Origin of the sequence: Curtobacterium sp. PhB78, from assembly GCF_003751685.1 — a bacterium.
Classification (GTDB): domain Bacteria; phylum Actinomycetota; class Actinomycetes; order Actinomycetales; family Microbacteriaceae; genus Curtobacterium.
Map to the genome: position 1 here is coordinate 39,794 of NZ_RKIA01000009.1, position 18,939 is coordinate 58,732.

Consider the following 18,939-nt stretch of genomic DNA (forward strand, 5'->3'; position numbering starts at 1 on the left):
CGCGTCCTGGACGCGGCCGGCAGACAGGCGGGAGGCCCGGTGCCAGCTGGCACCGGGCCTCCCGTCTGCTCGTTGCAGGCGTCTAGTACAGGGCGCTCGCCAGGCGACGGCGGGCCGCGACCACGCGCGGGTCGTCGGTCCCGATGAGCTCGAAGTACTCGACCAGGCGGACGCGCAGGGCTTCACGGTCCTCGCCGAACACCGTCGGCACCAGGTCGAGCAGGCGCCCGAAGGCGTCCTCGACGTGGCCACCGGAGATGTCGAGGTCGGCGACCGCGAGCTGCGCCTGGACGTCCTTCGGACCCGCACCGGCGGCGGCACGGATGTCGTCGGCGGTGTGACCGTTCAGCCGGTCCAGGAGCGACACCTGCGCGAGCCCCGCGACGGCCATCTGGTCGTTCGGGTCCTGCAGGATCGCGGTCTTGTACTCGGTGATCGCCGTGGCGTAGTCGCCCTGCTCGATCGCGTCGTACGCGGCCTGGTGGTGCGGCGGCAGCGCTTCCGGCTCCCGCTCGCCCTGCTCGGCGGTGTCCTCGGGCGCGGCAGCACCGTCCACGGTGACGCGACCGGAGACGCCGTTCTGCTCGGCTGCCTGGAGGACCTGCTCGTACACGTCGCGGACCTGCGCCTCGGGCAGCGCGCCGACGAAGAGCCCGAGCGGGCGCCCGCCGATCAGCGCGGCCACGGTCGGGATCGACTGCGCCTGGAACGCCTGCACGAGCTGCGGGTTCGTGTCGGCGTCCACCTTGGCGAGCAGCACGCGCCCGCCGTACTCGGCGGTGAGCTGCTCGAGGATCGGCGAGAGCTGCTTGCACGGCCCGCACCACTCGGCCCAGATGTCGACGATGACGGGCACAACGGACGACAGCTCCAGGACGTCCTGGAACGTGTCGTCGGTGACGTCGAGCACGAGCGACGGGACGGTCAGGTCGCCGCCGGTCTCGGTGCCCGGCGCTGCTGCACCGGTCGGGCTTCCCGCCTGCGCCGGAGCACCGGCGGGCGGCTGGGGCGGCCGCTGTGCGCGGTCGACGAGGGACGACAGGTCCACGGCTCCGCGGAGCCCGGACGGGGTCGGGGGGATGTTGCTCATTGCACCTCACTCGCTGCGGTCAGGCCCTGCGTGAACCCGAGCAGGACCACTTTGTCATCCGAGGCGACCGGCGGCACGTAGAAGAGCAGCTGGACGCCGTACGTGGCGCTGATGCCCTTCTTGCTCGTGTCGACCCCGGACAGTGCCTTGACGGCACCCTCGGTGTTGACCTCGGCGCCGGAGGCGGTCGGGGTCACCTTCTCGATCTCGTTGAGGTCGGCGGAGACGAGCGCGCCGGCGTCGTCGGTCGCGATCGCGACGGCGGAGTCCTCCGGGGCCTCGGACGAGTACTCGATCTTCGCCGTGTCCGGCAGGGACTTCGCCTTCTTGTCCTTGTACGCCTTGCCGATGGTGGTGCGGAGGCCGTCACCCTCGGTGGCGAACAGGTCGGCGTACTCGCTCTTCGAGTCCTTGGACAGGATGTCGCCGTAGGCGGTCGCGACCTGGTCCGGGGCGATCGCGAGGAGCTTCGACTGCGGAGCCAGGAGCGCCGCTCCGATCGACGTCGGCGCGAGGCTCGGGATCTTGGCGTCGGCCTCGAGCGAGACGTCGTAGGCGACCTTGTACGGGTCGCGCGCAGTGTCCTGCACGAGCGTCAGGGCCTGCGGTGCCGACTTGGCGTCGCAGTCCTCGGCGACGATCACGAAGACCGTGCGCGGCCACGTGTCGGTCTGCTGGGGCAACGCGACGCACACCTGACCGGCCGAGATCGCCGGCGGTGCCTTGGCGTCGGAGTCCTTGCCGCGGATGGAGTAGTTCGCCAGGCGCAGGTCGAGCGCGGCACCGGTGAAGCGGGTCTTCGCCAGGTCACGGTCGCGGGCGCCGTCGGACTGCTTCGCCACCGTGGCGATCCGCTCGACGACCCGGGTGATCTGCTGCTTGGTCGCCGCCGTGGGCTCGGTGGTCTCCGCCGCGCCGGTCGCGCTGGCCGTGGGGGTCGGGGTCGCGAGCGAGGGGTCCCCGCCCTGCGGCCAGTAGTCGGAGGAGCAGCCGGCCAGGGCGAGCGTGCCGACGAGCACCACGGGGACCGCGATGAACGCGCGCGATCCGCGGCGGCCCCGGGTCGGGACCTGTGCGCCGGCGGCGGCGGCGCGACGCGAGGCCCGCACGCGCGGCGGTCGGGTGCCACCGCTGCGACGACGCGGCCCACGACCGCGGCGCTGGTGCAGGAACGCCAGGATCAACAGCACGATGCCGCCGAGTGCGAAGACGCCACCGGCGACCAGCAGGGGCCCGACGGACGGCGTCGCGGTGTCCTTCGGCCAGGTGACCGAGACGTCGCTCGGGGCCGCGGCGGTGCCGTCGCTGACGATGAGGACCGAGACGTCCTGCGGCAGGCGGACCGTGAACTGCCCGGAGCCGTCGTACTCCTGGTACCAGAGGTCACTGCCCTTCGGCGACGGGACGGACGCCTCGGAGCCGGTGGTCTTGCCCACCAGCTTCGCGCTCTCGGCGTCGAACCGGAGCGTGGTGTGCTCGGCGTCACCGACCCACGCGTCGACGTCGGCCGTCTTGCCGTACGCCGCGAAGACCTTGCCGGAGCCGGACACGTTGATGCGCTGGTAGCCGGGGTTCGCGTTGAGCGTCGAACCGGGGATCACGGTGACCGGAGCAGAGCTGGTGGTCGAGCTGTCCGCGACGAGCGAGGACGGCGGAGCGAACACGGTCCGCTGTCCGACCGCCAACGCGACGAGCAGCAGGCCGATGACGAAACTGACGATCGCCAGGACGAATCGCACGAACACTCTCCCTACCGCGCCGGGGTGGGGATGTCGGCGCGCGAATCAGCGACTCAGGATAGCGAGCATGGCTGAGCAGCGCATCCATCCGGGCTGTCGTCGGACTCAGACGACCCCGTCGGGCCACCACTACAATCGACCGCGGGCCGGATCGGGCCCTCCGCCGAGCACCCAGGAGCGACACGTGGCGAACGACGAGGCAGAGTTCGGGACCGAGCTGCGCGGGTACCGCCGCGACGACGTCGACCGCTCACTGAACGACCTGCGCCGTGAGCTCATCAAGTCGAACACCGACCGTGCCGACGCCGCGAAGGAGATCCGTCTCCTGCAGTCCCGCGTCTCCGAGCTCCAGGGCGAACTCGACGAGGCCGGCACCCCCACCTACAGCGGCCTGGGCACGCGACTCGAGTCGACCCTGCGCGTGGCGGAGGAGCAGTCCACCCGTCTCATCAGCCAGGCGGACATCGACGCACAGCGCCTGCGGGCGTCGAGCCGGGCCGAGTCCGACCGCACCGTGCGCGAGGCACAGGAAGAGGCCCGCGACACCCTCGAGGACGCGCGCACCCGCTCCACCAACGAACTCACCCGTGCTCGTGCCGAGGCCGCCGACACCGTCGAGCGTGCCCGTGCCGAAGCCGGCCTGCTGACCCAGGACGCCCGCAACGAGGCCGCGGCCATCCGGGGTGCCGCGGTGACCGAGGCCGCCGAGGTCCGCTCCGTCGCCATCCGTGAGACGAACGCCCTGCGCGCCCAGGTCGAGCACGAGGTCGCCGAGCTGCGCGAGATCGCCCAGCGCGAGTCGGCCGACTCCCGCACCGCCGCGGCCGACCTCGACCGCGAGACCGAGCACCGCCGCTCGGTGTTCGAGGCCGACCACGCCCGCCGGGTCGAGGACCTCGACCACGAGGAGTCCACCCGCCGTCAGGCACTCGAGCGCGAGGTCGCCGAGGGGCGTGCTGCGTGGCACCGCGAGCGCGACGAGCAGCAGCAGGCGCACGCCCTGGCGATCGAGACCGGCCGCGCCGAGCTGCAGGCCGAGGTCGACCGACGTCGCGCCGAGATCGACGGCGAGTTCGCCGACCGCCGCCGTGTCGTGGACGAGGAACTCGCCGCAACCCGTGCCGAGTGGGACCGGGAGCTCGCCTCCGCTCGCACCGCCCTGGCACAGGAGGCCGAAGCGTCGCGTGCGCAGCTGCGCGTCGACGAGGAACAGACGCGCGTCGAGAACGAGCGCCTCGTGCAGGAGACCGCCGACCGCATCGCACGCGAGCTCGAGGAGCACGACACCCGCATCGAGCGGGAGCGCGCCGAGGCCGACGCCGCTGCCGAACGCGCGGACCGCGAGCACGAGAACGCGCTCGCCGCCCGCCGCGAACGCGAGCACGCCGAGGTCGACACCGAGATCGCCGACCGCCGCTCCGCCGAGCTCGACACGCTCGAGTCCGAGCGCACCGCCCTCCGTCAGGAGATCGACACCGCCCGCGCCGACCTGGCGAAGGAACGTGACGAGGCCCGTGCCGAGGTCGCCCGCGAGCGTGACGAGGCCCGCACGACGCTCGAGTCCGAGCTCGCCTCACGCCGGGACGACGCCGAGCAGGACTACCTGCAGAAGCACCACGAGACCGTCACCGAGACGCAGAAGTACCTCGACGAGGCGAACCTGCAGCTCGCCGAGGCCACGCGCCGTGCCACCGAGGCCCGCGAGCGAGCCGAGCGGCTCCAGCAGGAAGCCGACGACCTCGAGCGCACCAGCACCGCCGACGCGCAGGAGCACGCCCGCACCATCGTCGCCGATGCCCAGGACCGCGTGCACCGGATGGTCTCCGATGCCGAGGAGCGCACGGCTGCCATCACCGCCGAGGCGGAGGACCGACTGTCGGCGATCCGCACCGAGCGCGAGGCCGTGGCTGGCTACCTGGAGAACCTGCGCGGCGTGCTCACGCACGCGACCGGCCTGCTCGGGACCGCACCCGGTACCGCGCCCGGAGCGGCCGACGACGCAGTGGACGCGACCGAACGCTGACGCGAGCCGACCAGGAGGCGCGGGTCGCGCCTCCTGGTCGGCCCACCGCACCGAGGTGGGCACGCACCGTGCGTCGGACCGGCGAGTGCCGTCAGACCGGCCAGTGGGTCGGCAGCGGCGCGCTGCCCGGCACGACGAGGTCGGCGACGGCGTCGAGGACGATCCGGACGTAGCGCTCCCCCACCCACAGGTGCTTCGCGCCCTCGATCGGGACGACCCGGACGTTCGGGGCGACGGCGAACCGGGCGATCGCTTCGTCGGGCTGCAGGAAGTCGTCGTGCTCGGGCACCAGGGCCACCACCGGGACGTCCACGGCTGCCCAGCGCGCGAGCTCGTCCTCCGTGGTGCGGTGCAGCGGCGGCGAGAGCAGGACCACGCCCGCCACGGTGCCGGCCTCGACGTGTTCCAGCGCGTGCTTGAGGATCACCTCGGTGCCGAAGGACCACCCGACCAACCACGGCGTCGGCAGACCACGGTCGACCACCTCGGCGACGGCGGCTCGCAGGTCGAAGCCCTCGGAGACGCCCTCGCCGAACACACCCTCGGACGTGCCGCGTGGTGACGTCACCGACCGGAAGTTGAAGCGCAGGACCGCGATGTCCGCCAGGGCCGGCAGACGCGCGGCGGCCTTCTTGAGGACGTGCGAATCCATGAAGCCGTGCGCGGTCGGCAGTGGGTGCAGCGTCACGACGGTGCCCCGTGCCGGGCGCGACTCCGGTTCGGCGAGCTCCCCGACCAGGGTGAGGTGGTCGTCGGTGACGAGCTCGACGTCGGTGCGGCGAGCGGGCAGCTGCGTGGCGGAGCGGATCTCGCCGTCGGGCTCGGTGTGCTCGCTCATGCGATGCTCCAGCAGTGGTTGTGCCAGTGACGGCGTGATGCCAGGTCGGCAGCGTCGCCGAGGACCCCGTCGGAACGCCAGACCACCACGTGTGCGGTGCCGGGCAGGACCGTACCGCCGCACCCGGGGCAGACGTACTCCTTCTGCGCCGAGGCCGCGGAGACGGGCTGGACGAGGTACTCCCGCCCGCGGCGCACCTCGGTGCGCTTCCACGAGCTCATCAGCCGGTCGAGGCCGGTGTCCTCGTCAGGCTCGACGTCGCGACCACGGGGACGCCGCGGCCGGTTGCTGCGCGGCACCCCAACTGCCGATCAGTACCAGTTGTTCGCCTGGCTGTGGCCCCAGGCGCCGCAGGGCGTGCCGTAGACACCGGCGATGTAGTTGAGACCCCACGTGATCTGCGTCGCGGGGTTCGTCTGCCAGTCGGCACCGGCGGTCGCCATCTTGCTGCCAGGGAGTGCCTGCGGGATGCCGTACGCACCGCTGGGGTTGTAGGCGTTCACCCGCCAGCCGGACTCCTTGTTCCACAGCGAGACGAGGCAGTTGTACTGATCGGTGCCCCAGCCCCGGGCCGTGACGAGCTGCAGGGCGATCGCCTGTGCGCTGCCCGCGTCGGGCGTCGCGGCGACGGCGGCCAGCGTGTTCGCGGCGGAGACGGTCTCGGTCTCGGTCGCGGCGGCGTCGGTCGTCTCGTCGGTGGTGGCGTCGTCGGCTTCTTCCTCGACGACGGGCTTGACGACCTTGGGCGCCGGCACGGTCACGCCGTAGCCGTCACGGTCGGCAGCGGCGTCGCCGTAGGTGCCGTGCGCGGTGTACTGCTGCGGGGCCTGCGGCGTCTTCACGAGCACCGGGGTGTCGACCGCGGCCTGCGCGACGTCGGCCTGGAGCGGGTTGAAGAGCGACGCCCCGACGAAGAGGAAGACCCCGACGAACGAGAACGCCGGAACCGAGGAACGCTTCCGTGCGAAGGCGTTGACCGCGGCGGCTGCGCCACGGCTCGGCTGCTGCGCCGTCGCGGTGCGCTGCTTCGCGGCACGCGGGTCCACCCGGGCCGCGGGGGCCTCGTGCGCGAACGCGACGATGCGTTCGTCGGACACGCGGTTCGCTGCGACGGACTTCGGCGTCGCGACGGGACCGGTCTCCGGCAGGACCTGCGGGTTCGCCGGGAGCACCGAGGTGTCCGCCGTACGGGTTCGGTTCAGTGCCGCGCGGCGCTCACCCGAAGCCTGGAGGCTGAGGTGCTCGCGGGGATCGCGGTCGGAGCTGTGGTCTGCCGTGTGCCTGCCCATGAGTAGGACCAGGGTAACGGAACGATCACGGAAAGCGAAGCACCTGGGTGCAGCGCGTCGTCAGCGGACGGCGAGCATGACCTCGACGACGGCGTCGAGCAGCGCGTCCACCTGGCCCTCGCGGTAGCCGCCGTGCTTCGGGCGGAACACGATCGACCGCACCTCGGTGAGGCTCAACGGCTTGCCCTCGCGGAAGTAGCCACCGAGGCGGGCCGCGAACGCGTCGACGTCCTTCGGGTGGTAGCCGGTGCCGAGCACGCTCACCCGGTTGAACCGCTGTCCGTCCGGGCGCTCGAGGCGGGCCACGACGTCGGAGGCCTTCGTGCGGGCTTCGGCGTACCAGGCCTTCTGTCCGGCGTCCCCGATCTCCCGCTCGCGCTCCCGGGCCGCGAAGGCGTCCTCGAGGCGCTCCAGCGCTGCGTCGACGTGCGAGGTGGAGTAGCCGCCCTTGCGCATCGAGAACGCGGTGGCGCGGATCTTCGCAGCCTCGATGCCGGGGGCGCTGTCGTCGGCGGAGTACGCACGACGGGCGTCCTCGAGGAAACGCTCGACTTCGTCGACGTCGTATCCGAGGGCGGAGCGGGCTGCGGTCGGGAAGGTGGTGGCCACGGCGTCATTCTGCCAGTCCCGACCCGTGGCACAACCTGGACGCGCTGAGGGTGGCGCTCAGGGTGGGCCGACGAGGTCGATCGAGGTCGGTCAGTGGTTGACGATCAGGTACAGCACGTAGGCGACGGCGGCCGACGGCAAGATGCTGTCGATGCGGTCGAGCAGTCCGCCGTGCCCGGGCAGGAAGGACGAGATGTCCTTGATGCCGAGGTCGCGCTTGATCATCGACTCGGTGAGGTCACCCAGGGTCGCGGACCCGGAGATCAGCACGCCGAGCACGACGCCGGTCCACCACGGCAGGCCGAGCATGAGCCAGGCGACCAGGATGCCGACGATGATGCTCGCTGCGACCGATCCGGCGAAGCCCTCCCACGTCTTCTTCGGGCTGATCCGCGGCGCCATCGGGTGCTTGCCGAGGTTCAACCCGGTGGCGTACGCACCGGTGTCGACGGCGACGACGACCAGGATGAAGCCGATCACCCACAGGTTGCCCTGCGACTGCGCGGAGAGCAGGACGACACAGGCGCCGAGCAGCGAGATGTACGCCTGCACGAACAGACCGTTCGTGACGTCGCGGAACACGTCGCCGGCCGACGGCTTCTGCCGCGAGAGCGCGACCTCGACCAGACGCCAGAGGCTGATCAGGACGATGCCGCCGAGCAGCGTGAAGAGTGCCGCGACCTGCCCGAGCAGGAACGCCGCCGGCACGATCGCGATCGCGACGGCGACGCTCGGGATCCGCGGGACGTCCCGGCCGGCGAAGCGCATGGCGCTCGTGAGCTCGTAGACGCCCACGCCGAGCAGGAACGCCGCCACGACCATGAACGACGGCGGCCAGATGAGGAGCGTGCCGAGCATGACCACGGCGAACGCGAGCGCGATGCCGATCGCCGCCGGCAGGTTGCGCCCGGTGCGCGCCGTCAGGGCCTCGTTGCGCGCACCGAAGTCGGCCTTGCGCTGCCGGAGCTGCGCCTCGAAGTCGGTGCGGGCCGCTCGGGCACGCGCATCGAAGTCCTGGCGGAGCCCCTTCTTCACGGGCCCGGTGTGGTCGGGTCCGTGCTCTGCTGTGGGGCGTTCACCGCCCTGGTCCGGGCGGCGCATCAGACCTCGAGGAGTTCGGCTTCCTTCTTCTTCAGCGACTCGTCGATCTGGTCGACGTGCTTCTTCGTCAGGGCCTCGAGGTCCTTGTCGCCGCGCGAGATCTCGTCGTCCGAGATCTCACCCTTGAGTGCGTCGAGGTCGTCCTTGGCCTTGCGGCGGATGTTCCGGATGACGACCTTGTGGTCCTCGCCCTTCGTCCGCACGAGCTTGACGAACTCCTTGCGGCGGTCCTTGGTGAGCTCCGGGATCGTCACGCGGACGATGTCGCCGTCGTTCGTCGGGCTGGCGCCGAGGTTCGGGAACGTCGCGATGGCGCGCTCGATCTCCTTGAGCGCCGTCTTGTCGTACGGCGTCACGATGAGCGTGCGGGCCTCGGGCGTCTGCAGCGACGCGAGCTGCGCGAGCGGCGTCGGCGTGCCGTAGTACTCGACCGGGATCTTCTGGAAGAGCGCCGCGTTGATGCGGCCGGTGCGGACGGTCGAGAAGTCGTCCTTGGCGACCTCGACAGCCTTCGCCATCTTCTCGGTGGCTTCGGTCAGGACATCACTGATCACGGTGTTACTCCTTCGGTACTGGCGTCGAGTCTAGTCAGCGGTGCGGGTCAGTTGCTGACCACGGTGCCGATGCGCTCGCCACGGATGGCGGCCTGGACGTTGCCGTCGCCCTCCATGCCGAAGACGTGCATCGGCATGCCGTTGTCCATGCAGAGCGAGAACGCGGTGGCGTCGACGACCTTCAGACCCTTCAGGAGCGCGTCCTGGTAGGTCACGTGGTGCAGCTTCTCGGCCGTGGCGTCCTTCTTCGGGTCCGCCGTGTACACGCCGTCGACACCGTTCTTGGCGACGAGGACCTCGTCGGCCTTGATCTCGAGTGCTCGCTGCGCGGCCACCGTGTCGGTCGAGAAGTACGGCAGACCGGCGCCGGCGCCGAAGATGACGACGCGGCCCTTCTCGAGGTGCCGCTCGGCGCGCCGCGGGATGTACGGCTCGGCGACCTGGGTCATCGCGATGGCCGACTGCACGCGTGTCGCGGCCCCGGCCTGCTCGAGGAAGTCCTGCAGCGCCAGCGCGTTCATCACGGTGCCGAGCATGCCCATGTAGTCGGCACGGCCGCGGTCCATCCCGCGCTGCGAGAGCTCGGCGCCGCGGAAGAAGTTGCCCCCGCCGACGACGATCGCGATCTCGACCTCGCGCGCGGCGACGGCGATCTCCTTGGCGATGGCCCCGATCACGTCGGGGTTCACGCCGAGCGATCCGGCCCCGAAGGCCTCTCCCGACAGCTTCAGCAGTACGCGGCGTCGTCCGGTCTTCTCGTCGGTCATCTGATCGCACCCTTCGTCGTGGTCTCGTGGAAATGTACTCGCGGATGTGTCGCGTGTGTGTCGCGCCCGGAGGCGCGAAAAACGGGGCCAGGAACCTGGTTGGTTCCTGACCCCGTCACGGGTTCGTTACGCGCCGACCTTGACGCGGGCGAAGCCCTGGATCGTGATGCCGGCGTTCTCGGCGGCCTTCGCGACGGAGATCTTGTTGTCCTTCGCGTAGTCCTGGTCGAGGAGCGACACCTGCTTGATGTAGGCGTTCACCCGACCCTCGACGATCTTCGGGAGCGCAGCCTCGGGCTTGCCCTCCTCGCGCGTGATCGCCTCGACGGTCGCACGCTCCTTGGCGATCTCGTCGGCCGGGACCTCGTCGCGGGTCAGGTACGTCGGGTTCGCGAACGCGACGTGCTGGGCGATCGAGCGGGCCTCGGCAGCGTTGTCACCCTCGTACGCGATGACGACGGCGATCTGCGGCGGCAGGTCCTGGCTGGTCTTGTGCAGGTAGATCTCGAAGGCCGAGCCCTCGACACGGCGGACCGTGCGGACCTCGAGCTTCTCGCCCAGTGCGGCGGCCGACTCGTTGACGACCTCGAGGACGGTCTTGCCGTCGACGGGGGCGGCGTTCGCGGCGGCGACGTCAGCTGCACCGGCGGCCGCGACGGCCCCGAGCACCTTGTCGGCCAGCGTCGTGAACTTCTCGTTCTTCGCGACGAAGTCGGTCTCGCTCGCGAGCTCGACGACCGTGGCGGCGCCGTTCTCGGAGCTCGCGACGACGACGCCCTCGGAGGTGGCACGGTCGTCGCGCTTGGCGACGGCCTTCGCACCCTTGATGCGGAGCAGCTCGACGGCCTTGTCGTAGTCGCCGTCGGCCTCGACGAGCGCGTTCTTCGCGTCCATCATGCCGGCGCCGAGGTCCTCGCGGAGCTTCTTCACGTCAGCAGCGGTGAAGTTTGCCATTGACTGTCCTTTCTGGACGGTACGTGTGTGGAGAGTGGTGACGCAGGCGCCGGACCCGATCGGGTCCGGCGCCTGCGACAGGTCACTCGGCGGGGGTGGTCTCCGCGGCTGCCTCGGCCTCGGCCGTCGGCTCCGCGTTCTTCGCGTCGTCGGCGATCGGCTCGCCGATCTCCTTCGCGGCGACCTGCGCGTCAGCGTTGTTCTCCTCGACGGTCGCACCCTCGGGAGCGGCGTCGGCGGACGGCGTCGCGGCGTCGCCACCGAGGAGCTCCTGCTCCCACTCGGCGAGAGGCTCTGCGGCCTCTTCGTCGTCGCCACCGTTGTGGCGGGTCTTCAGGCCCTCGGCCGCGGCGTCGGCGACGATGCGGGTGAGGAGACCGACGGAGCGGATCGCGTCGTCGTTGCCCGGGATCGGGTACGTGATCTCGTCGGGGTCGCAGTTGGTGTCGAGGATGCCGATGATCGGGATACCGAGCTTCTGCGCCTCGTCGACGGCGAGGTGCTCCTTCTTGGTGTCGACGATCCAGAGCGCGCTCGGGGTCCGCGTGAGGTTGCGGATACCACCGAGGGTCTTGTGGAGCTTGTCCAGCTCGCGCTTCTTGATGAGGAGCTCCTTCTTGGTGAAGCCCTTCGTCGTGTCGTCGAAGTCGATCTCCTCGAGCTCCTTCATGCGCGCGAGGCGCTTGGAGACCGTCTGGAAGTTCGTGAGCAGACCGCCGAGCCAACGCTGGTTGACGTACGGCTGGCCGACGCGGGTCGCCTGCTCGGCGATGGAGCCCTGGGCCTGCTTCTTGGTGCCCACGAAGAGGATCGTGCCACCGTGCGCGACCGTCTCCTTGACGAAGTCGTACGCGCGGTCGATGAAGGCCAGCGACTGCTGCAGGTCGATGATGTGGATGCCCGAGCGCTCGGCGAGGATGAAGCGCTTCACCTTCGGGTTCCACCGACGGGTCTGGTGTCCGAAGTGGACGCCGCTGTCGAGCAGCTGGCGGATGGTGACGACGGCCATGTGCCGTCCTCCTTCTGTGTTCTCGGAGCGCAGCTGTGCTGTGCCCCTGTTGCGGTTGTGTCGAGCACGACCGGAGGTCGTGATCCCTGGTGTCCTGGCACGCGACCGCCCGCTCGTGAGAGCGGGACCGGTGGTCGGGTGCCGGGTCGGAGACGGCGAACCGTTGACGACCCTGTGGACACGCGAAGTCAGCGCGCATCAGCGCACTGCTGGAGAAATGCTAGCAGACAGGAGGCCCGGATCACGCGCGCCGACCGGCTGAAGTGATCCGGGCCTCCTGTCCGGTGTTCTGGGTGTCTCAGACGCGACTGATCACGCCTTCGCGTTCACCGTGTCGCCCTCGGCGGAGATGCCCATCTCCTCGAGCGAGCGACCCTTGGTCTCCGGGATCTTCGCGATGACGAAGAAGAACGAGATCAGCGCGAACAGCGCGTAGATGCCGTACGTGACCGTCAGGTTGAAGCCGGACAGCACCGGGAAGGTGATCGTGACGATGAAGTTCGCGACCCAGTTGGCAGCCGAGCCGATGCCGAGCGCCGTGGCGCGGATGCGGTTCGGGAACATCTCGCCGAGCAGCACCCACATGAGCGGACCCCACGTCGCACCGAACGACACGACGAACAGGTTCGCGAAGATAAGCGCGATGACGCCCCACGCGCCGGGCAGGCTCGGGTTGCCGTCCACGATCGTCGACTGCGAGAACGCGATCGCGACCATCGCCAGCGACACGAACATGCCGGCGGAACCGGTGACGAGCAGCGGCTTCCGACCGACCTTGTCGACCAGGAAGATCGCGATGAACGTGACCGCGACGTTGACCACCGACGTGATCGTGGAGATGAGGAAGGAGTCGCTCTCCTTGAACCCGACCGCCTGCCAGAGCGTCGTCGAGTAGTAGAAGATCACGTTGATGCCGACGAACTGCTGCAGCACGGCCAGGATGATGCCGACCCAGACGATGGGCTGCAGGCCGAAGCGGTTGCCCCGGATGGAGCCCTTCTTCTCGTTGGCTTCCTTCTTGATGCCGTCCTGGATCTCCTCCAGGCTCGTGTTCACCGTGTCGCGCGGGACGATCTTCGTCATGACCGCGCGGGCGTCCTCCGTCCGCCCCTTGGCGAGCAGGTAGCGCGGCGACTCCGGCAGCGTGATCGCCAGGATGCCGTAGACCACCGACGGGATCACGCCGACCAGGAACATCCAGCGCCAGGCCGGCAGACCGAAGACCTCGGCGGACGCGCTGCCTGCCGTGACGGCGAAGAACTGGTCGGAGAGCAGCGCGGCGAAGATACCGAGCGTGATGGCGAGCTGCTGGAATGAGGCCAGGCGCCCGCGGATCGCCTTCGGCGAGACCTCGGAGATGTACGCCGGCGCGATCACCGAGGCCGTACCGATGCCGAGGCCGCCGACGAGACGCCACAGGACGAAGTCCCACGTGGCGAACGCGAAGCCGGAGCCGATCGAGCTCACCAGGAACAGCACCGCGGCCCAGAACATCACCCGGGTGCGACCCCAGCGGTCAGCGAGTCGACCGGCGAAGTAGGCGCCGAACGCACAGCCGATGAGGGCGGACGCGACGGCGAAGCCGCTCGCCGCCTCGGACAGGCCGAACTCGCCCTTGATGGCCTCGACGGCGCCGTTGATGACCGACGAGTCGAAGCCGAAGAGGAAACCGCCCACCGCTGCTGCGATGGCGAACGCGGTGACCTTCCCCTTGAACGCACGGTCCTCGCCGTGCCCGGTGGCTGTGTTGGACACGATGCTCCTGGGTTCTGCCGGCCGTGCTGCTGTGGGCACGGTGCCCCGGCGGTCGGCTCGTTCGCCGTCCGTGCGGCGTTGCGTGGTCCGGAGCGGCCCCGACTGTACTCCTCGTGGTGGATGTGGTCATAACCGGGTGCGCTCGGTGCGCGGGGCGGGGCGCGGGGCGCGGGCGGGGTGGTCTGGGTGTGGGCGTGGGCTTGCGCACGACCGTTCCGACAGTCCACGCGGTGATCACCTCGTGCTTCGTCGCGAGACGCGTCCGCATGCTCGTTCGTTGCGGTCGCGTCGTCCCTCCACAGGCCGGGAGGCCCGCCCCACCCTCCACGGACCGCCTCACCTCGGTCGTGTGGCCGGTTCGTGGCGGACAGAGTGGCGGCATGCTCCCGTTCCCCGGCTCCGGCACTCGGCTCCCTCCGGTCGCCGCGATGGTGGTGGTGATCGGGATGCTCGGGGCGCTCTGGACGGCCACCGCGTCGTTGCCCGGACCCGTGCCCGCGCCGGAGGACCTGCGCGACCACCGGGATCGCTCGGCGGCGACTCGTGCTGCCGAGCCGTGGGTCTGGCCGACCGACACGCGGGTGGTCGAGCGCGGGTGGGAGCCGCCGTCCGACGACTACGCCGCCGGTCACCGCGGGATCGACGTGCCGGCGCCGCTCGGCACGAGTGCGGCGGCGGTCGACGACGGCACGGTGGCGTTCGCCGGACCCGTTGGCGGCAGGAGCGTCGTGACGGTCGATCACGGCGGCGGGCTCGTCAGCACCCTCGACTCGGTGCAGCCGCTCGTCGCTGCCGGGGACGACGTCCGACAGGGTGATCCGGTCGGCCGGGTGTCCGTGGGGCACTGCCCGGCCTCGGCACCGTGTCTGCACCTCGGCGCGCGGGTCGACGGCCGCTACGTGGACCCGACGTCGTACCTTCCCGCGGCCGAGTGGCCCGTCCTGTTGCCGGAGTCCGCCTGGCCGGGGTGAGCGTCGGCGACGAGCGGTGGGCGACGGGCGACGTCCACGTGCGACGGCCCGGTGGCTGGACGGGTGTGTGGCCGAACGTCAGGCGCGGCGGTCGCGCCGTCAGGCGCGCGGGTGGGCCGTCCGGTAGACCTCGCGCAGCCGTGCCGAGGACACGTGCGTGTAGATCTGCGTCGTCCCGAGGCTCGCGTGCCCGAGCAGTTCCTGAACCGCCCGCAGGTCCGCTCCCCCGTCGAGCAGGTGCGTCGCCGCGGTGTGCCGGAAGGTGTGCGGTCCGCTCGGCCCTTCGCCGGGAAGGTCCCCGAGCAGCCGAGCCACCACGCGGTACGCACTCCGCACCCCGAGCCGACCACCCTGGTCGCCGAGGAACAGTGCCGTGCTCGGTACGTCGGCCCGCGCCGCGAGGGTCGGACGCCCCCGCGACGTCCACGCCTCGAGTGCGTCACGGGCCGGGAGGCCGAACGGCACGACCCGCTCCTTCCCGCCCTTCCCGAGCACGCGGACCGTGAGCCGCCCGCGATCGACGTCGGCGACGTCGATGCCGACGAGCTCGCTCACCCGGATCGCCGCGGCGTACAGCAGCTCCACGAGCGCCAGGTCCCGCAGCGCACCGGGATCGTCGGTCGCTGCACGGGCCGCGAGGCCGTCGAGCAACCCACGGACCTGGTCGGCCGACACCACCCGCGGCAGGTGTGAGCCGCCCTTCGGTGCACGGAGCCGCACGCCGGCGTCCGTCGCGGTCACCCCGGTCTCGCTCGCCCACCGGGTGAACGCCCGCACCGACGACGACCGGCGGGCGATCGTGGACCGTGCGAGCCCCCGCTGGTCGGCTTCCCACAACCAGTCGCGGAGGAGTTCGAGGTCGACCCCGTCGATGCCGACGACGTCGCGTCGCGCGGCGAACTCGACGAACTGCTCGAGGTCGTTCGCGTACGCGCGGAGCGTCTGCTCGCTGAGCCCCCTGGCGTGTCGAGCGTGCCCGAGGAACGAGTCGACCGCTGCCACGAGTCGCTCTTCCTTCTGCTCTGCTCGGTCCGCCACGTCGTCAGCGTACGGCTGGCCGACGTCATGCGCGGCCCCACCCGCCGCTGCTGTGCGCCACGAGCCCCTGCAACTGCGCGAGCGCGAGGGCGTCCGCCACCGCAGCTCCGGACAGCCCGGACCGTCGAGCGATCTCGGCCTCTGGCAGGGCACGACGGCCGAGCGCGTCGAGGACCCGGACGACCTCGGGATCGCGCTGGACCGACACGAGGGGTTCGTCCGACGCCGCGGTCGCAGCGGATGGGGGCACGGGACGCATCGCGGCGACCGGGTCCCCCGGGTGCACGACGAGCTGCGCCCGGCCCTGCGCCACGAGCCGGTGGCACCCGACCGACGCCGAGGACGCGAACGCTCCCGGGACGGCGAACACCGGGCGACCGAGCTGCCCGGCGTGGTGCGCGGTGTTGAGCGCACCGGACCGCGCACCGGCCTCCACGACGACCGCAGCATCGGCGAGGGCGGCGATCAACCGGTTCCGGGCCAGGAAGCGCCACCGGGTCGGGCGGGTCCCCGGCGCCGACTCCGCCACCAGGGCGCCCTGCCGAGCGACGTTGTGGAGCAGCTGGACGTTGCCGGCGGGGTAGAGCTGATCGATCCCCCCGGCCAGGACCGCGATCGTCGGGACCCCTGCGGCGATCGCCACCCGGTGTGCGACCGCGTCGATCCCGTAGGCGCCGCCGCTGACGATCGTGCAGCCGGCGTCCGCGGCGGACGAGGTGATCTCGGCGGCTGCTTCGGCCCCGGCGATGGTGTTCGCCCGCGACCCGACCACGGCCAGGGCGGGTGCCCCGTCGCCGACACCCGCCGTGGCGCTGCGCGTCCAGAGCACGAGTGGTGCGTGGGGGCCGAGGTCGTCGATCGCCGTCGGCCACCCAGCGGACCCGGGCACGAGCAGTCGTGCCCCGACGGCTTCGGCCGAGGCGACGACGTCGGCCACGTCGGACCGGACCAAGCGCGGTCGCCACCGGTCGATGGCCGTGTGCAGGACACCGGCGAACGCATCGGGATCCTCCGCACCGGGTACGCCGGCCTCCACACACCCGTCGAGCAGATCCTCGAACGCACCGTCGGCTGCCAGCAGGACCGAGCCGAGGGCGCGCTCCGACCCGAGGGCCGCCATGAGCTCACCGGCGACGGAGTCCCCCGGCTCCACGATCACGGACCACGCGACCCGAGCGGCGGTCTGGACCGGGTCCGACGCCCCGTCAGTCCCGAGGACCCGACGGATCCCGGCGAGCAGTTCGCTGCCGTGGCCGGGCCCCACGCCGCTCACAGTGCGCTCCGCAGGGCAAGAGCACCCCGGACGTGTGCTCTGCTCGGACGGTCGACCGCTTCGAGGTCGGCGAGGGTCCACGCGAGCCGCATCACCCGGTCCCATCCCCGCATGGTCAGGGTGCCGAGGTCGAGCGCCCGGTCGAGCTCGGTGGTCGAACCGGGTTCGATCCGACCGTCCGCCCGCAGCCAGGCTCCGGTGACCTCGGCGTTCTTCGTCCACCCGGTGTCCCGGAGGCGTTCCGCCATCCGAGCGCGGGCCGCGGCGACGCCGGCGCGGGCCTCGGCCGTCGTCGGCGTGCTCCCGTCGGCACCACGCATCTTCCCGGTCGTCACCCGGGGCACGAGCACCCGGATGTCCATCCGGTCGAGCAGCGGTCCGGACATCCGCCCGAGGTAGCGCCGGACCGCACTCGGCGGACACTCACACGGTTGGCCGTGCGCTCCGCCGGCGTTGCCGCACGGACAGGGATTGGCAGCGAGCACGACCTGGCACCGCGCGGGGAACTCGGCGGCGCCCGCAGCCCGGTGGATGGTGATCCGACCGGACTCGAGCGGCTGGCGGAGCGCGTCGAGCACCGCACGGGGGAACTCCGGTGCTTCGTCGAGGAACAGGATGCCGCCGGTCGCCCGCGACACTGCTCCGGGGCGCAGTACACTGGAGCCGCCGCCGATCAGGGAGATCGCCGACGCGGAGTGGTGCGGGGCCTCCCACGGGGGCTTCGTGCTCCACGACGCCGGTCCGAGTCCGGCGACGGACCGGACGGCGGCGACCTCGAGCGCGGTCGCGTCGTCGAGGTCGGGCAGGAGTCCGGGCAGGCGCTCCGCGAGCATCGTCTTGCCGGCACCGGGTGGACCGAGCAGGAGCGCGTGGTGTCCTCCGGCCGCCGCGGCGACGACGGCGCGCACCCCGATCGGGTTCCCGACGACGTCCGACAGTTCTGCCACCGGGCGTTGGACCGAGGGCGCCGGCACCGGCAGCACCGCGTCGACCTCGACCGGCGGTAGGAGCGCGCCGGCGTCGATCGCAGCCGCACGGAGTGAGTCGACCCCGGTGGTGCGCACGCCGTCGACCACGCGGGCCTCGGGCAGGTTGCCGATCGGCAGCACGACCCGGTCGGCCCCGGCGTCGCGGGCGGCGAGCAGCATCGGGATGACGCCGGCGACCGGTCGGACCCGACCGTCCAGACCGAGCTCCCCGATGTAGACGATCCGCTCACTGACGTCGGGTGCGAGTCCGGCGCCGGCGAGCACGGCCATCGCGATCGCCAGGTCGAACCCGGAACCCCGTTTCGGGATCGCCGCGGGCGTGAGGTTCACCGTGATCCGGCGAGCCGGCAACGGACACCCGGCGTTCGCAGCGGCGGCACGGACTCGCTCGCGCGCCTCGCCGAGCGAGGTGTCCGGCAGTCCGATGATGCTGAAGGCGGGCAGCTGGCTGGTCAGGTGGGCCTCGACCTCGATCCGGCGCCCGGTCACGCCGAGCAGCGCAACGGCCGCAGCACGGCCTATGCCCGTCACAGCACACCAGCCACGTGTTGGACGGCCGTCCGGGGACCGTCGACGTGGACCGCGACCACGTCGATGCGGATCGCGCGTGCCGACACCTCCGGATGGGCGTCGAACCACTCGGCCACGAGTCGTCGCATCCGGGTGAGCTTCGTCGCCGTGATCGCCTCGAACGGATGCCCCGTCGTCGTACCGGATCGCGTCTTCACCTCGATGAACGCGAGTGTGCAGGAATCCCACGCGACGATGTCGATCTCGCCCCGGGCGCACCGCCAATTCCGCTCGAGGACCCGGAAACCCCGTTCGTGCAACCACGCCACGGCCTGGTCCTCGCCGAACCGCCCCAGGCGGCCGTTCCGGAGTGTTCGTCCGGGGCGATCGTGCAGCTTCTGTTCCATGTCATTGCCTCCACGGCAACGAT

Annotated in this window: 18 protein-coding genes; 2 read left to right on the forward strand and 16 right to left on the reverse strand. The window is 71.3% G+C overall.

What is annotated here, in order from left to right:
- Nucleotides 1–82 precede the first annotated feature (82 nt).
- Together EDF53_RS17730 and EDF53_RS17735 are read right to left on the reverse strand one after the other, a co-directional pair.
- Nucleotides 83–1,090 carry a tetratricopeptide repeat protein gene (locus EDF53_RS17730; RefSeq protein ID WP_123294784.1) on the reverse strand — a complete coding sequence of 336 codons (1,008 nt, stop codon included), beginning with the start codon at nt 1,088–1,090 and terminating at the stop codon, nt 83–85.
- Nucleotides 1,087–2,829: a hypothetical protein gene (locus EDF53_RS17735; protein WP_148058385.1), complete on the reverse strand. Its 1,743-nt coding sequence runs from the start codon at nt 2,827–2,829 to the stop codon at nt 1,087–1,089. Before EDF53_RS17735 ends, EDF53_RS17730 begins: the two co-directional genes overlap by 4 nt.
- A gap of 184 nt (nt 2,830–3,013) precedes the next feature.
- Here EDF53_RS17735 and EDF53_RS17740 point away from each other — a divergent pair, with 184 nt between their 5' ends.
- Nucleotides 3,014–4,852 carry a hypothetical protein gene (locus EDF53_RS17740; RefSeq protein ID WP_123294786.1) on the forward strand — a complete coding sequence of 613 codons (1,839 nt, stop codon included), beginning with the start codon at nt 3,014–3,016 and terminating at the stop codon, nt 4,850–4,852.
- 91 nt (nt 4,853–4,943) lie between these two features.
- Here the strand turns inward: EDF53_RS17740 and EDF53_RS17745 are convergent, their stop codons facing one another.
- The 10 genes from EDF53_RS17745 to EDF53_RS17790 all read right to left on the reverse strand — a co-directional run bounded on the left by EDF53_RS17745 (nt 4,944) and on the right by EDF53_RS17790 (nt 13,728).
- The gene (locus EDF53_RS17745; RefSeq protein WP_123294787.1) at nt 4,944–5,690 is read right to left on the reverse strand and encodes an alpha/beta hydrolase; all 747 of its coding nucleotides are present in this window, start codon (nt 5,688–5,690) and stop codon (nt 4,944–4,946) included.
- A complete protein-coding gene (locus tag EDF53_RS17750) occupies nt 5,687–5,989 on the reverse strand; it encodes a hypothetical protein (RefSeq protein ID WP_235035894.1) in 303 nt (100 codons plus the stop codon). The genes EDF53_RS17745 and EDF53_RS17750 overlap by 4 nt, the downstream gene beginning before the upstream one ends.
- 12 nt (nt 5,990–6,001) lie before the next feature.
- Complete coding sequence (locus EDF53_RS19755) at nt 6,002–6,979, reverse strand: lytic transglycosylase domain-containing protein (protein ID WP_248703182.1); 978 nt, start codon at nt 6,977–6,979, stop codon at nt 6,002–6,004.
- A 60-nt stretch (nt 6,980–7,039) separates the two neighbouring features.
- On the reverse strand, nt 7,040–7,588 hold the full coding sequence (locus tag EDF53_RS17760) for a DivIVA domain-containing protein (RefSeq protein WP_111086090.1): 549 nt from the start codon (nt 7,586–7,588) through the stop codon (nt 7,040–7,042).
- A gap of 90 nt (nt 7,589–7,678) precedes the next feature.
- Nucleotides 7,679–8,623: a phosphatidate cytidylyltransferase gene (locus tag EDF53_RS17765; RefSeq protein WP_123294841.1), complete on the reverse strand. Its 945-nt coding sequence runs from the start codon at nt 8,621–8,623 to the stop codon at nt 7,679–7,681.
- 65 nt (nt 8,624–8,688) lie between these two features.
- On the reverse strand, nt 8,689–9,243 hold the full coding sequence (frr, locus tag EDF53_RS17770) for a ribosome recycling factor (protein ID WP_111086089.1): 555 nt from the start codon (nt 9,241–9,243) through the stop codon (nt 8,689–8,691).
- Between the two features lie 47 nt (nt 9,244–9,290).
- Nucleotides 9,291–10,010, reverse strand: a complete 720-nt coding sequence (gene pyrH, locus EDF53_RS17775) for a UMP kinase (RefSeq protein ID WP_111086088.1) — start codon at nt 10,008–10,010, stop codon at nt 9,291–9,293.
- 126 nt (nt 10,011–10,136) lie between these two features.
- On the reverse strand, nt 10,137–10,964 hold the full coding sequence (gene tsf / locus EDF53_RS17780; protein WP_111086087.1) for a translation elongation factor Ts: 828 nt from the start codon (nt 10,962–10,964) through the stop codon (nt 10,137–10,139).
- Nucleotides 10,965–11,046: 82 nt separating this feature from the next.
- Nucleotides 11,047–11,973, reverse strand: coding sequence for a 30S ribosomal protein S2 (rpsB, locus tag EDF53_RS17785; protein ID WP_111086086.1), 927 nt, complete (start codon nt 11,971–11,973; stop codon nt 11,047–11,049).
- A 312-nt stretch (nt 11,974–12,285) separates the two neighbouring features.
- Nucleotides 12,286–13,728: a sugar porter family MFS transporter gene (locus EDF53_RS17790; RefSeq protein WP_235035896.1), complete on the reverse strand. Its 1,443-nt coding sequence runs from the start codon at nt 13,726–13,728 to the stop codon at nt 12,286–12,288.
- A 380-nt stretch (nt 13,729–14,108) separates the two neighbouring features.
- Here EDF53_RS17790 and EDF53_RS17795 point away from each other — a divergent pair, with 380 nt between their 5' ends.
- Nucleotides 14,109–14,699: a M23 family metallopeptidase gene (locus EDF53_RS17795; RefSeq protein WP_123294789.1), complete on the forward strand. Its 591-nt coding sequence runs from the start codon at nt 14,109–14,111 to the stop codon at nt 14,697–14,699.
- 99 nt (nt 14,700–14,798) lie between these two features.
- Here EDF53_RS17795 and EDF53_RS17800 read toward each other — a convergent pair whose 3' ends face one another.
- Genes EDF53_RS17800 through EDF53_RS17815 form a run of 4 tightly spaced genes read right to left on the reverse strand, consistent with a single transcriptional unit; the run spans nt 14,799 to nt 18,916 of the window.
- Nucleotides 14,799–15,737 carry a tyrosine recombinase XerC gene (locus EDF53_RS17800; RefSeq protein ID WP_123294790.1) on the reverse strand — a complete coding sequence of 313 codons (939 nt, stop codon included), beginning with the start codon at nt 15,735–15,737 and terminating at the stop codon, nt 14,799–14,801.
- Between the two features lie 25 nt (nt 15,738–15,762).
- On the reverse strand, nt 15,763–17,001 hold the full coding sequence (gene dprA, locus EDF53_RS17805) for a DNA-processing protein DprA (protein WP_185021102.1): 1,239 nt from the start codon (nt 16,999–17,001) through the stop codon (nt 15,763–15,765).
- 5 nt (nt 17,002–17,006) lie between these two features.
- Nucleotides 17,007–18,530 (reverse strand): YifB family Mg chelatase-like AAA ATPase, encoded by a 1,524-nt coding sequence (locus EDF53_RS17810; protein ID WP_123294792.1) that lies wholly within the window; start codon nt 18,528–18,530, stop codon nt 17,007–17,009.
- Nucleotides 18,527–18,916 carry a YraN family protein gene (locus tag EDF53_RS17815; RefSeq protein ID WP_123294793.1) on the reverse strand — a complete coding sequence of 130 codons (390 nt, stop codon included), beginning with the start codon at nt 18,914–18,916 and terminating at the stop codon, nt 18,527–18,529. The genes EDF53_RS17810 and EDF53_RS17815 overlap by 4 nt, the downstream gene beginning before the upstream one ends.
- Nucleotides 18,917–18,939 lie beyond the last annotated feature (23 nt).